Origin of the sequence: Pseudoalteromonas sp. MM1 (assembly GCF_030296835.1) — a bacterium.
In the GTDB taxonomy this organism is placed as follows: domain Bacteria; phylum Pseudomonadota; class Gammaproteobacteria; order Enterobacterales; family Alteromonadaceae; genus Pseudoalteromonas.
Map to the genome: position 1 here is coordinate 1,570,152 of NZ_AP027922.1, position 12,654 is coordinate 1,582,805.

At 40.3% G+C, this 12,654-nt stretch carries 12 protein-coding genes; all 12 read left to right on the forward strand.

The genetic code is table 11. From position 1 onward, the window contains the following. The first annotated feature begins 12 nt into the window (after positions 1 to 12). The 12 genes from QUE46_RS07150 (at position 13) to QUE46_RS07205 (ending at position 12,632) form a co-directional block, all read left to right on the forward strand. Positions 13 to 1,752 carry a bifunctional protein-serine/threonine kinase/phosphatase gene (locus QUE46_RS07150; RefSeq protein WP_286247177.1) on the forward strand — a complete coding sequence of 580 codons (1,740 nt, stop codon included), beginning with the start codon at positions 13 to 15 and terminating at the stop codon, positions 1,750 to 1,752. Between the two features lie 9 nt (positions 1,753 to 1,761). Further along, positions 1,762 to 2,970, forward strand: coding sequence for an alginate export family protein (locus QUE46_RS07155; RefSeq protein ID WP_286247179.1), 1,209 nt, complete (start codon positions 1,762 to 1,764; stop codon positions 2,968 to 2,970). A gap of 226 nt (positions 2,971 to 3,196) precedes the next feature. Beyond that, positions 3,197 to 4,723: an FAD-dependent oxidoreductase gene (locus QUE46_RS07160; protein WP_286247181.1), complete on the forward strand. Its 1,527-nt coding sequence runs from the start codon at positions 3,197 to 3,199 to the stop codon at positions 4,721 to 4,723. A 21-nt stretch (positions 4,724 to 4,744) separates the two neighbouring features. Beyond that, positions 4,745 to 7,435: a nitrate reductase gene (locus QUE46_RS07165; protein ID WP_286247183.1), complete on the forward strand. Its 2,691-nt coding sequence runs from the start codon at positions 4,745 to 4,747 to the stop codon at positions 7,433 to 7,435. Positions 7,436 to 7,451: 16 nt separating this feature from the next. Further along, positions 7,452 to 8,423: a GTP 3',8-cyclase MoaA gene (moaA, locus tag QUE46_RS07170; protein ID WP_286247184.1), complete on the forward strand. Its 972-nt coding sequence runs from the start codon at positions 7,452 to 7,454 to the stop codon at positions 8,421 to 8,423. Position 8,424: 1 nt separating this feature from the next. Continuing rightward, positions 8,425 to 9,051, forward strand: a complete 627-nt coding sequence (locus QUE46_RS07175; protein WP_286247185.1) for a molybdenum cofactor guanylyltransferase — start codon at positions 8,425 to 8,427, stop codon at positions 9,049 to 9,051. After that, positions 9,048 to 9,587, forward strand: coding sequence for a molybdenum cofactor biosynthesis protein B (gene moaB, locus QUE46_RS07180; RefSeq protein ID WP_004587753.1), 540 nt, complete (start codon positions 9,048 to 9,050; stop codon positions 9,585 to 9,587). Before QUE46_RS07175 ends, moaB begins: the two co-directional genes overlap by 4 nt. A 1-nt stretch (position 9,588) precedes the next feature. Then, complete coding sequence (moaC, locus tag QUE46_RS07185) at positions 9,589 to 10,059, forward strand: cyclic pyranopterin monophosphate synthase MoaC (protein WP_286247193.1); 471 nt, start codon at positions 9,589 to 9,591, stop codon at positions 10,057 to 10,059. Then, complete coding sequence (locus QUE46_RS07190; protein ID WP_286247195.1) at positions 10,037 to 10,336, forward strand: MoaD/ThiS family protein; 300 nt, start codon at positions 10,037 to 10,039, stop codon at positions 10,334 to 10,336. The genes moaC and QUE46_RS07190 overlap by 23 nt, the downstream gene beginning before the upstream one ends. Next, a complete protein-coding gene (gene moaE / locus QUE46_RS07195; RefSeq protein WP_286247197.1) occupies positions 10,336 to 10,794 on the forward strand; it encodes a molybdopterin synthase catalytic subunit MoaE in 459 nt (152 codons plus the stop codon). Before QUE46_RS07190 ends, moaE begins: the two co-directional genes overlap by 1 nt. Before the next feature lie 671 nt (positions 10,795 to 11,465). Continuing rightward, a complete protein-coding gene (locus tag QUE46_RS07200) occupies positions 11,466 to 11,912 on the forward strand; it encodes a hypothetical protein (protein WP_286247198.1) in 447 nt (148 codons plus the stop codon). Positions 11,913 to 11,987: 75 nt separating this feature from the next. Beyond that, positions 11,988 to 12,632, forward strand: coding sequence for an MOSC domain-containing protein (locus QUE46_RS07205; protein ID WP_286247199.1), 645 nt, complete (start codon positions 11,988 to 11,990; stop codon positions 12,630 to 12,632). Positions 12,633 to 12,654 lie beyond the last annotated feature (22 nt).

Below are 12,654 nucleotides of genomic sequence, written 5' to 3' on the forward strand. Positions count from 1 at the left end.
GTAGCGTTTACAATGTTTGATGAAACCCAACATGCTAAAGTGCGCAAAAATACGCTGGATGTTTCTTTTGGTGGTCATAGTGCCGCGGGTATAAAAGATGAAAATCAAGATGCGTTTGCTGCTTTAAATACTGAGCACGAACAAAAAGAAACAAAAGGAGCTGTTGCTTGCCTAGCAGATGGGTGTTCATCGGCAAAAAATGCCAAACAGGCATCGCAGCTTAGTGTTACTCATTTCATAAATGAGTATTTAAATACACCCGACAGCTGGGCTGTTAAAAAATCAGTGTCTAAGGTATTGGCGAGTTTAAATCAGTGGTTATATTCGCAATCAAGAAACTATAACTATTTAGGGCAACGTCAAGCTGATTGGATGACCACCTTTACAGCGCTTATTTTAAAATCGGCTACGGGGTATATATTTCATTTAGGGGATACACGTATTACGCGTTTACGTGATAATCAAATAGAGGCGATAACGCGCGACCATAAAGTAAATGATACGCTTACTCGTGCTTTAGGCGCTCAGCCACATCAAGAAATTGATGTTTACGAAGTTGAGTTAAAAGCCGATGATATTTACGTACTTACTTGCGATGGTGTACACGATGTATTGCCTTACAGTGAAATAGTTAACGAAATAAACGCCCACAGCAATTTAGAGCTTGCTGCTAAAGCTATAACCTCACGTGCCATAGCACAAGGAAGCGATGATAACGTGAGCTGTTTACTCGTAAAAGTAAACAGTATTGCGCAGCAGAATCTAGATGAGCTTTATCAAACGTTAACGCAGCGAAAAATTCCACCCGCGTTAAACGTTGGACAAGTAATTGATGGATACACGGTAATTCGTAAAATCAACGAAAGTAGCCGATCTCACATTTACTTAGTGCAACAAGCGCCGAATACGCCACCGGTTGTATTAAAGGCACCGTCGGTAAATTTTGAAGACGATGTACACTATCTTCAAGGTTTTATACGCGAAGGGTGGGTAGGGCAACGTATTGATCATCCAAATGTTATGAAGGTTTTAAATACGCAGTCGCAAAGCCGATTTTTATATCATATTTGCGAGTACATGGACGGGCAAACCCTCAGTGATTATAAACACGATGTACCGTATTTAGAAATAGCTAAAGTACGCAGTATTGTTGAACAAATAGTGCATGCGCTAAGGGCTTTTCAGCGATTAGATATGGTGCACCGTGATTTAAAACTCGATAACATTATGATAGATACACACGGTAAAGTAACGTTAATCGATTACGGTACCGCAAGTGTTGCTGCTATGGATGAATCGGTTAAGCAAATAGCCGATGAGTGCCCGCAAGGTACGGTAGATTACACGGCTCCTGAAACACTTATTTCGCTGCATGCTGATTTTAAAAGCGATATGTTTTCGCTTGGGGTGATTGCTTACGAGCTATTGTGCTCAAAGCTGCCTTACAAAACATTGCCAATAAATCATACCCCCATTGATTACAGCCATTGGCAATACACAAGTATTCGCAAGTACCGAGCAGATATACCTTTTTGGTTAGATCAGGCTTTAATGAAAGCACTTGCGCCAAAGCCAGAGCTCAGATACCACGCATTTTCTGAGTTTTTAACAGATATTACTAAACCTAATCCACAATTACAGAGTTCAGCCAACAAAATTTCAATAATGAAACGCGATCCAGTATTAGTCTGGAAGAGCATTTCGATGTGTTTATTTATCATTTTATTGTGCGTGCTCATAATTAAAAACTAAGAGACCAACATGTTAAATTATAAAAATAACTTACCTATTATTTTAATGATAGGGTGCATTGCTGCGCCTTCAATTAGTGTTGCAGCGCAAACCGACCTTAATTTTAGACTGCGTTTTGAGAGTGCTGAGCAAGATAACGCATTAAAAGATGCAAGTAGCCTAACGCTGCGCACCCGACTTACGCATAAAACTGACGAGGTAAATGGTTTTTCTGCATTATTAGAGGTAGAAGATAGCCGAAGCCTGTTAGGTGTAGACGATTACAACAATACCTTGGGCAAAAATACTAATTATTCAGTCATAGCCGACCCAGAAACCACAGAGGTCGATCAGGCTTTTGTTAAGTACGCTAAAGATGCGTTATCAGTTAAAGTTGGTAGGCAAGTAATAGCGCTTGATGGACAACGATTTGTGGGACACGTTGGCTTTAGGCAAGACAGGCAGACCTTTGATGCGGCAACAGTCAATTACACATTTAATGATATTAACTTGCACTATAGCTACATAAGCAAGCGCAACCGTATATTTGCCGATAGCAAAGATATTGATTCATCCGATCACCTTATTAATGCAAGCTTTAAAACAAGCGTAGGTAAAGTGGTTTTATACAGTTACTTACTGAGTAACGACGCAGTAGATGATGACAGCTTAGATACCTATGGTGTTTCATTTAAGGGGAATAAAACACTCAGCGATACTAAGGTTTATTATAAAGCAGAATATGCAACGCAATCTGCCTCAACTAACGTGAGTGATTTTGACACCGATTACTATGCGCTTGAAGGCGGTATTGATTTAGCCGGTTTAGGCATTGAAACTGTTACATTAAAAGCTGGTATTGAGTCACTGGGTTCTGATAATGGCGATTATGGTTTTGCTACGCCGCTTGCCACAATGCATAAATTTAATGGTTGGGCAGATACATTTTTAGCAACACCTGCACAAGGACTTGATGATATTTATGTAAGTTTAAGTGGTAAAGCCTTTGACGGTAAATGGTTAGTGGCGTATCACAACTTTGATGCAAACGACAGCGTCAATGGAGTTGATGATTTAGGCTCAGAGCTAAACGTGCAATACGTTAAGCCTATTAATAAAACCTATGCCGTTGGCGCTAAATTTGCCGATTATTCTGCAGGCGATAGCGCTGCAGGCGATAGCGCTGCAGGCAAAGTTGACACCCAAAAACTGTGGGTTTGGGTAAGCGCTAAGTTTTAAGTCTTTAACCTAAACTCTGGTTATGTAATCTAACGCGTTACAAGTTGGTGCAATAGCGCCAGCTTGTGGTGCTTTCACCTCATCTTCACCGCACTAATTTTGTTAAGTCACTGAAAGTTAAGGTTTATATATCTGGCTTGCATATTGCTATAACAAATACATAACAAATTATACGTTTGAAGTATTAATTTATGCATTGATACTTTAAACAAAACAGGTGAATTTAATGCCAAGCAAGCAGCGTGTTGTCGTCGTCGGAAATGGAATGGTGGGGCATCATTTTGTGCAACAGCTAGTATCACAACAAGGTGATAGCAAAAATGTTGATATTACCGTGCTCAGCGGTGAAGACCGCCTCGCTTATGACCGTGTTCAGCTTTCATCATTTTTTAAAGGTAAAACCGAAGACGATTTAGCTCTTACTTGCAGTAAAACCTATCAAGATTGGCAAGTGTGTTTTCATACCCATTCAAAAGTGGTTGATATAAACCGTGAAGCAAAAACGGTTACTACCTCTAAAGGCAAAACATTTGCGTACGATAAGTTAATACTGGCAACGGGGTCATTTGCATTTGTGCCACCGATTCCAGGTAAAGATCGTGAGCATTGCCTAGTTTACAGAACCATTAACGATTTACACGCCATAAAAAAATCAGCACATGCCAGCAAAGTGGGTGTGGTAATTGGTGGCGGTTTATTAGGGCTAGAAGCAGCAAATGCACTAAAGCAGCTTGGCTTGCAAACCCATGTAATAGAATTTGCGCCACAACTTATGGGGGTTCAAATAGACGCTGCTGGTGGGCGGTTACTGAAAAATAAAATTACTGAGCTCGGCGTTACCGTTCATACCTCGGTGGCGACAGAGCAAATTATTGAGGGTGAAAGCAGCCGCTATAAAATGTGCTTTAAGGGGGGGCAAAGCCTAGAAACCGATATGATTGTTTTTTCGGCCGGTATTCGCCCCTATGATAATTTAGCCCGCGAGTTTAATTTAGAAATAGGTGAGCGCGGCGGCATTGTTATTAATAACCATTGCCAAACGAGTGATAAAAACATATACGCCATAGGCGAGTGCGCCCTTTGGAATAACTTTATTTTTGGCCTTGTAGCACCGGGCTACGCTATGGCAAAAGTAGCGGCGGGGCATGTTTTAAAACAGCTTTCTTCGAGTGCAGCTTCAAACACACCTTTAAGCAACTATTCAAACAGCACGGATGAATTTAGCGGCGCGGATATGAGCACCAAGCTTAAATTAATGGGTGTTGAAGTGGGCTCAATTGGTGATGCCCACGCACGCACTGAAGGCGCAGTTAGCTATTATTTTGAAGATCAGCCAAACGGTATTTACAAAAAAGTAGTCACTAATGAGCAAGGCAACAAACTTATAGGTGCTGTGCTGGTTGGCGATACCAGCGAATACGATAACTTATTGCAGTACCACTTAAATAGTATAGAGCTTAGTGTGCCTGCAGAGTCGTTAATAATGCCGCTTGCAGGTGAAACGGGTGAACTAAGCGCTGATGATTTACCAAGCGATGCCATTATTTGTGCATGCCACAAAGTTACAAAACACACCATTGAGCAAGCTGTAATACAAGGCTGTAGCGATTTAAACAAGGTGCAACAAGCTACTAAAGCAAGTACAGGCTGTGGAGGCTGTGAAAAATTAGTGCAAAGCGTTATTAGTCGTGCACTTAATAATAAAATTGCCACCCTTATCCCTGTTGATGAACCTGTATCACAGAGCGCTTAACGCCAACAATAAGAGAGTAGTATGGAATCTTTAAACACATGTTCAAATAAGCCTTTGCTTAAACAAACTACCTGCGCTTATTGTGGTGTAGGCTGTGGGGTTGATATTTCATTATTAAATAATACGCCAACAAAACTTGAAGGCACGCGCGAGCACCCCGCTAATTTTGGCCGCTTGTGTGTTAAAGGCACGCATTTGCTTGACACCACCGGCACTGATAACCGCTTAACATTGCCCCTTATTGATAACAAACCTGCTAGCTGGGATGCAGCAACACAACACGTTGCTAATAAATTTAGCGCTATTATTAAAGAGCATGGGCCGGATTCGGTTGCGTTTTATGTATCGGGGCAGTTACTCACCGAAGATTACTACGTTGCTAATAAACTAATGAAAGGCTACATAGGTTCAGGCAATATAGATACAAACTCAAGGCTGTGTATGTCATCGGCAGTGGCCGGTTATAAACGAGCGTTTGGTGAGGACGTAGTGCCATGTAGCTACGAAGATTTAGAGCAAACTGAGTTACTTATTTTAATTGGCTCAAATGCAGCATGGACACACCCGGTGCTATACCAGCGTATGGAGCGCGCAAAAAAACTTAATCCAAACATGAAAGTAGTGGTTATCGACCCGCGAAAAACCGATACAGCCGAACTTGCCGATACCTTTTTAAATATAAAACCAGGCAGTGACGCAGCACTTTATAACGGCTTACTTAATTATTTAAGTGAACAAAACTATTTAGATACGCAATTTATTAATGAGCATACAAACGGCTTTGATAGTGCGCTTGCAGAGGCGAAAAAGTGGAGTGTAAAAGCGGTAAGTGACTATTGTGATATTGACGCGCAGCTAGTCAGTGACTTTTACGCCTTATTTGCAAAAAGCCCAACCGCCATTAGTTTTTATTCAATGGGTATTAACCAATCAAGCTCAGGGGTTGATAAGTGTAATGCCATTATAAATGCGCACTTAGCGTCGGGCAAATTGTTAAAACCTGGCTGTGGGCCGTTTTCAATAACTGGGCAACCTAACGCAATGGGTGGGCGTGAAGTAGGGGGCTTGGCAAATCAATTAGCAGCACATTTAGACATTGAAAACGACGCGCACCAACAGTTAGTGCAGCGTTTTTGGCAATCACCAACAATAGCTAAAAAAGCAGGGTGTAATGCTATTGATATGTTTGATGAAATAGCCAAAGGGAAAATAAAAGCTATTTGGGTAATGGCAACCAACCCTATGGTGAGCCTACCTAATAACGCAGCAATACAAAAAGCACTTGAGCAATGTGAGCTGGTGGTTGTGTCTGACTGTATTGCCAAAAGTGATACGCTAAAATTTGCTAATGTGGCGTTTCCATCGACCGGATGGGGCGAAAAAAACGGCACAGTTACTAACTCAGAACGCAGAATATCAAGGCAACGCCCGCTAGTTGAGCCTTTCTCTGGGGCTAAAAACGATTGGCAAATAATGTGCTTAGTGGCACAAAAAATGGGTTTTGAAGGTTTTGATTTTACAGACCCAAGCGGCATTTTTGAAGAATGGGCACAACTGACTGATTTTGAAAATAACGGCAGTCGATTATTAAACCTTTCTGGCTTAGTTGGGCTTACAAAAGCCCAGTACGATAACTTAAAACCCGTTATGTGGCCGGTACTAAAAAAGGAGCCATATAAAAACGGGCGGGTTTTTACTAATAATCAATTTAGCACTGCAGATAAAAAAGCCCGCTTTATACCTATAACGCCCAAACTTCCTGTGCAGCAAACATCAAGCGATTACCCTTTTGTAATGAACTCAGGGCGAATACGCGACCAATGGCATACAATGAGCCGCACCGGAAAAAGTACAGCGCTTTCTACTCATATAACCCGCCCATACATTGAAATAAACCCCATTGATGCCGGCAGATTAAATATAAAAGCAAACGATTTAATAATTGCCAATGCTAAAACTGGGCAGGTTACAGCGCATGCAAAAGTAACGGATGCCGTACGTAAAGGTGAGTGTTTTATGCCTATCCACTGGAACAAACAATTTGCCTCATCCGCTACAGTAAGTGGGGTTTATCAATCGGTTGTAGACCCTATTTCGGGCCAAGCTGAATGTAAACATGGTGCCGTTGATTTAGTTAAAGCGCAGTTTGCTCAGTACATGCAACTTTTTAGTAAAACAGAGCTTAAAATAACCAGTGACTTTTGGCTTAAAGTTAACGCAAGTAATTGTGTAAATTACCAATTAGCACTTAATGAGGCACAAAATGACTTACTTTATTTTTGCCAAACCCTTACAGGGTTACAAGGGCAGTGGTCGGCAATGGGCAGTGAAAAAGCAATGCATGTTCAATGTATTCAAAACGAGCAGCTAGTGTTTGTTGCGGTTATTTCACCTGCTCAAAAAGACATATCACTTGAGTGGATAAATCATTTATTTGCAGAGCCTTTAATAACCTTTAGCCAATTACAGTCATTGCTGTACGCCACGCCCGATGAAGAGTTTACCCAAGGCGCGCAAGTATGTAGTTGCTTTAAAGTACGTGAGCAGCCCATTATAAACGCCATTAAAAGTGGTGAAAATACAGTAGATAAATTGGGGGCTAAACTAAAATGCGGTACAAATTGTGGTTCGTGTAAAACCCAGTTAAGCCAATTAATAAAGCAACATGGTACACAAAACGCTAACAGTATTGATGTTGCAGTTGAAATGTAAATAAACAAGGAAGCATATGCTTAATGATCAATTTGGTCGGCAGTTTAACTATTTGCGCCTCTCAATTACCGATGTGTGTAACTTTAGTTGCACCTATTGTTTACCGAATGGGTATCAGTGCGATACCCCGCGTAACTTTTTAAATAAAAGCGAAATAAACACCTTAGTAAATGCGTTTGCGCAACTTGGCACAAAAAAAGTGCGTATTACCGGCGGTGAGCCGTGTTTACGCAGTGATTTAACCGACATTATAAAGCAATGTAAACACACCCCAGGCATAGAAAAAGTCGCCATAACAACCAATGGTTTTAACTTATTTAATAAAATTGATGAGTTTTACAGTGCTGGCTTAGATGCGCTAAATATTAGTATTGATAGCTTAAACCCGAGCATGTTTAAATTAATTACAGGACACGACAAGCTAACCCATATTTTAAAAGGGATAGACCGGGCAATTGAGCTGGGCATAAAAGACATAAAAATAAATGCCGTGCTGGCTAAGCAGTTTAATAAAAACCAATTGAATGATTTTTTAGACTGGGTAAAACATAAAAAAGTAACGGTACGCTTTATCGAATTAATGGAAACAGGTAATGGTGCCACCTTTTTTGAACAAAACCATTTAAGCGGGCAAAGTGTTAAAACGCAGCTTTTAGCAAAAGGTTGGTTACAGGTAGTGAGGGGTAAATTAAACGGCCCTGCAGAGGAGTTTTGTCATCCCGATTTTGAGGGGCGCATAGGCTTAATTATGCCCTACAGTAAAGATTTCTGTAAAAGCTGTAACCGATTAAGAGTATCGTCATTAGGCAAATTACATTTGTGCTTATTTGCCGAGCAAGGTATAGATTTACGAGCGCATTTAAGTGCGCAAGATACGCCAGCCACTGTAAAAGCAATACAAGCAGCAATGGGCAATAAAACCATTAGCCATGAGCTTGATAAACGCTTAACGGGCGCCACAACCCATTTAGCTATGTTGGGCGGCTAAAATGAGTAATAAAGCCGTGTTTATGGGAGTTGTACTCGCCGGAGGGCAATCTTCAAGAATGGGCAGCGATAAAGCCAATCTCATTTTAAAAAATAAAACATTACTGCAAAATGCATGTGAGTTATTAACAGCAGCAGGAGCTAGTAATGTACTTATAAGTCGTAATGTACAAAGTGCTAATGGGCAATATATACCTGACATATACCCAGATTCTGGCCCGCTTGGGGGGATTTATTCAACCTTAATGGCAACAGAGCAAGATATACTTGTAACTGCTGTTGATATGCCGTTGCTTACTTGCACGTTATTATCGCAAATTGCATCTGCAGCAAGCGATAATTCCTACTTTCAAACAAATCAGCCACAAATACATGCGTGGCACTTTGAAAATGAACCGTTACCCCTGTATATTCGTAACAACCAAAGCGTTAAACGTCATTTAAAACAATTACTCATAAACGCAAATAGTCATAAATCAATTAAACAGTTTACCCTTAGTATTGGTGTGAAAACGCTAAAATGTAATACAGCGCACGCACTTGTTAATACCAATACACCGGCGCAATTTAGAGCTGTTAATGAACAATTTGACCAACATAAACCTAATTTACTGAGAAGAACCCTATGAGCCATACCACTGAGTCACAAATCGCACTAAACATTGCCGTAATGACAGTAAGCGATACACGCGATGAAATTACGGATACCTCAGGCCATTATTTAATTAAAGCGCTAACTGAGGCGGGTCATCACTTAGCGGATAAAGACATAGTTAAAGATGATGTTTATCAAATGCGTGCCGTTGCCTCGCAGTGGATTGCCGATGACACCATTCACGCTATTTTAGTCACCGGTGGTACGGGCTTTACTGAGCGCGACTCAACACCAGAGGCATTTGCACCGCTGTTTGATAAAAGCGTAGATGGATTTGGTGAACTATTTAGACATATTTCGTACGGCGAAATTGGTAACTCAACTATTCAATCGCGTGCGTTGGCAGGCCTTGCCAATAACACCGTTATTTTTTGTATGCCTGGCTCTACAGGCGCATGTAAAACAGCCTGGACAGGTATTATAAAAGATCAGTTAGACTCAATGCACAAGCCATGTAACTTTGCCCCGCATATTACGATTGGTAAAAAATGCGAATCGCGAGAGCAATAATATGCTGAGCCACGTAGACGAAAACGGCCAAGCAAATATGGTTGATGTATCGCTAAAAGAGGTCACTCTGCGCGATGCATCTGCCGAGGCCTACATTAAAATGAGCAAACAGGCTTTTGAGCAAGTGTTGCTTAATCAAAATAAAAAAGGTGATGTGCTAGGCGTTGCCCGAATTGCGGGTATTCAGGGCGCTAAAAAGTGTGCCGATTTAATTCCGCTTTGTCACCCGCTTGCACTGAGTAAAGTGGCTGTTGATTTTGAACTTGATGAAGCAAATAGCCAAATTAAAGTTACCAGCTACTGTAAACTAGCAGGTAAAACGGGCGTTGAAATGGAAGCGCTCACCGCCGTATCTGTGGCTAGCCTTACACTATTTGATATGTGTAAAGCCGCCGATCCGCTTATGGAAATACACGGTATGCGTGTAACGCAAAAAGCAGGAGGCAAGCATGGCAGCTGGCAGCGAGATTAATTTAAATAATACTAATGTAGCTGCAGGGCATGTAAACGTACTGTTTTTTGGCCAACTTAAAGAACGCCTAAAGTGCGATAAGTTAACCGTTGATATAGCGCACACCCTTAGCATTACAGCGTTTAAACACATGCTGGTTGAGCAAAACCCGCATTGGCAGGCATGGCTTGAAGAGCGTGATGTATTGTGTGCGCTTAATCAAACTATGTCATCAAGCGATGAGCTTGTAAAAGCAGGGGATGAACTTGCTTTTTTTCCACCCGTGACAGGTGGCTAATGAGTATAAGCATTAACGTACAAACGCAGGACTTTTCAGTAGGCGAGCAACATGGCGCACTTTGCAGTGATAACAAAAGTGATGGTGCCGTAGTGACGTTTACAGGGCTTGTGCGAGAATTTAGTAGCGGCGATAACGTAATCGCGCTTGAGCTTGAGCACTACCCAGGTATGACTGAGCAACTACTGCAATCGATAGCCGAGCAAGCGCAAACACGCTGGCAACTTGCTCGCATAAGCATTATTCACCGAGTCGGTTATTTAGCCCTTGGTGAGCAAATTGTATTTGTTGGCGTAACCAGTCGCCACCGCCAAGCGGCGTTTGAAGGCGCACAATTTATAATGGATTACTTAAAAAACCAGGCTACGTTTTGGAAAAAAGAGCATTTTAAAGACTCATCAAACTGGGTTGAGTTTAAACAAAGCGACAAGCAAGCGTTAAACAAGTGGGAAAAGTAGGTCTGTGTAAGCTTAAATAAATGCGTTTATAAAACATTAATGAAAAAATTCATCTCAAAAAGAGAATCAATAGAGTCAGCTTACCTTTGGATAGCGGCTCTACTTATTTTTATAATTATGTTAGAACTATTAACTGGCTGGTCAATAGGGTCCAAAAGCTCGCCGAGTCAATCGTTAAACATTAATCCGGAACAGTTTTGGTTTGAAATAAAACTTCACTGCAGTTTAGTTTCATGGGCAATTTTTAGAGCTTTTATTACATTTCCACTTTTTAGATCGACTTACAATGGCATGCTTCGCTTTAGAGAGAAACACAAAGCCATAGCAAATATCCTTTTCTATGTGCTTACCCCTGTATTTGTAGTGTTTCTTATTTTAACGTTGTTATATATTTTTGACTTATAATCTTACTTTGTTGATCATCAAGGATGAATGATGAAAATTTACACTCTGTTACTATTGGCTATTTTTTTACAACCGTTCTGTATTTACTTTGCGTTGTACGCAAAAGCCAAATATTCATCAGAAAATAAGTCAATTAACCAACTTGTATTGGGGGTTACGCCGAGTCTTGCATATCTATCGGCAGACGATTTTTGGGGTTCATTCGTTTTACTATTTATAATTACGATAGTGTCACTTTTTTATCGTTATCACTAAACTTTAAATATGTGATGACAAGAAAAATAAATACGAGCACTATCCTAACTTCAATTGTTTCATTTCTTTTAGCATTTGGGTTCTTTTATTGGTTAATTGGTCATTTTATAGTTGAAAACTGGTATGAAACATTTTGGCCCTCATTTTATTTTTTTGGACTACTTGTTAGTGTTTTTATTATAAAAATCATCGAAAAGAAGCGACAAATTAAAGACGGACTGAGCAATATGCTCGTGCTAGCTTTATGCATTGCTGCGTCAGTTATTTCAGCATTTGGGGATGCATTTATTTTATGCACATTTATTAATATATTATTACTTATTCCAATAGGCGGAGCTATTGTGAGTAGTGGTGTTGATAAAACTTCTGCTGGGGGTATCGCCTTTTTTTATGGTTATGTTTTTATTTTGAGCTTGCCTCTTTCTGGCCTACTGTATATTGCACTTAGCTCTAGTTAATGCCTGTTAATATAGGTTATTGATAATAATATAATTTAGTTGGCGTCTATTTAAAGTTTTAATCACAGGTTTTATATGAAAATAATTTCTACCAATATATCTAAAATAAAAACGGTTATTCATAACGGCAAAGAGGTTAAAACTGGTATTTTTAAAACACCAATCAATGAACCTGTGGTTATTGAAAAGCTTACAATAGCGGGTGATGAGCAAGCTGATTTAGTTAACCATGGCGGGGTAGATAAGGCGGTTTATGCGTTTTCTCATAATCATTACGATTACTGGAGACAAACTCTAAACAATAATGATTTATCTGCTGGTGCCTTTGGTGAGAACTTTACTATTTCAGATCTAGATGAAGCTAATATTCATATAGGCGATCGTATTCGCGTTGGCAGCGCACTGCTTGAAGTAAGCCAACCGCGTGTGCCGTGCTTTAAATTGGCTATTGCACTGAACAATAAACAAAGCCTAAAATTGTTTACTCAGTATTACCATACCGGTGTTTATTTTAAAGTGCTGGAGCAAGGTGTTGCTAAAACGGGTGATGCAGTTACTATTGAGCAAAAGGCCACCCATAATATTACTGTTAAAGCGTTGTTTCAGGCTTTTTACGATAAAAAATACCCAGATTATGAAAGCGTATTACTAGCCGCACTTGAACTACCCGAACTTGCGCTTGAGTGGCAAACTAAAATCAAAAAGAAATTGGGGCATTAAAAGAGCGTTTTTAAAGCCGTAC

Bases quoted from the DNA above. Each gene is read 5' to 3' on its own strand.
- moaB (WP_004587753.1), top strand. From the start codon at position 9,048: ATGAGCCATACCACTGAGTCACAAATCGCACTAAACATTGCCGTAATG.
- QUE46_RS07155 (WP_286247179.1), top strand. From the start codon at position 1,762: ATGTTAAATTATAAAAATAACTTACCTATTATTTTAATGATAGGGTGC.
- QUE46_RS07150 (WP_286247177.1), top strand. From the start codon at position 13: ATGTTTGATGAAACCCAACATGCTAAAGTGCGCAAAAATACGCTGGAT.
- QUE46_RS07165 (WP_286247183.1), top strand. From the start codon at position 4,745: ATGGAATCTTTAAACACATGTTCAAATAAGCCTTTGCTTAAACAAACT.
- QUE46_RS07190 (WP_286247195.1), top strand. From the start codon at position 10,037: ATGGCAGCTGGCAGCGAGATTAATTTAAATAATACTAATGTAGCTGCA.
- moaE (WP_286247197.1), top strand. From the start codon at position 10,336: ATGAGTATAAGCATTAACGTACAAACGCAGGACTTTTCAGTAGGCGAG.
- QUE46_RS07205 (WP_286247199.1), top strand. From the start codon at position 11,988: ATGAAAATAATTTCTACCAATATATCTAAAATAAAAACGGTTATTCAT.
- moaA (WP_286247184.1), top strand. From the start codon at position 7,452: ATGCTTAATGATCAATTTGGTCGGCAGTTTAACTATTTGCGCCTCTCA.
- QUE46_RS07175 (WP_286247185.1), top strand. From the start codon at position 8,425: ATGAGTAATAAAGCCGTGTTTATGGGAGTTGTACTCGCCGGAGGGCAA.
- QUE46_RS07160 (WP_286247181.1), top strand. From the start codon at position 3,197: ATGCCAAGCAAGCAGCGTGTTGTCGTCGTCGGAAATGGAATGGTGGGG.
- moaC (WP_286247193.1), top strand. From the start codon at position 9,589: ATGCTGAGCCACGTAGACGAAAACGGCCAAGCAAATATGGTTGATGTA.